The following is a 510-nucleotide window of genomic DNA, read 5'->3' as shown; positions in this document are numbered from 1 at the left end:
GGGTGGGCTGTTTTCCAGGCTTCGAAGGTAAGAGGCAGGTAGTCCTTGTAGAGCTTTTCAATGGGTGGTCTGAAACCATTTTTGAGAAAGTTGGGAAAACTCCACCACTTTTTACCATAGACACCCCGTGCGTAACCGAACAGATCATCAAGGGGGTCGTCTGCGGTGACGAGCGTCCATGTGACGTCTGTTAGCAGCTTTGCGAAAGTGCCAGGGTCAGGGGCCGGAATGTGGCGCAACAACTCTTTAGAGTTCGCAGGCCCAAGAATCCCGTCGCCACGGGAGTGCAGCACCACAATTTTACCGGCGGCGCTATGGGCGGAAGGAAACACGCCCAGCCCCAGAGGGTGCACATCCCGGCTGCTGTCGTTGGTGAGTGCGTTGTCGGCTACCGCTGGCTGCCAGAGAAACAGGTGGTCGACCAGATTGTGATGGCCGGTGGTGCCCAGAATGTTCAGGGCGGTCAGGCCCACCCGTGCCCCCAGTGAATGAGTGATGATGTTGATGGCA

The 510-nt window shown here is 57.1% G+C and carries 1 protein-coding gene; it reads right to left on the bottom strand.

All coding sequences use genetic code 11. The features are described 5' to 3' along the window. The coding region (locus CDH48_RS19060; protein ID WP_198515550.1) for a hypothetical protein at nt 1-510 on the bottom strand (510 nt) is incomplete at both ends.

It is taken from the genome of Marinobacter aromaticivorans, assembly GCF_002806975.1.
In the GTDB taxonomy this organism is placed as follows: domain Bacteria; phylum Pseudomonadota; class Gammaproteobacteria; order Pseudomonadales; family Oleiphilaceae; genus Marinobacter; species Marinobacter aromaticivorans.
This window is presented reverse-complemented; position numbering and strand designations above follow the sequence as displayed.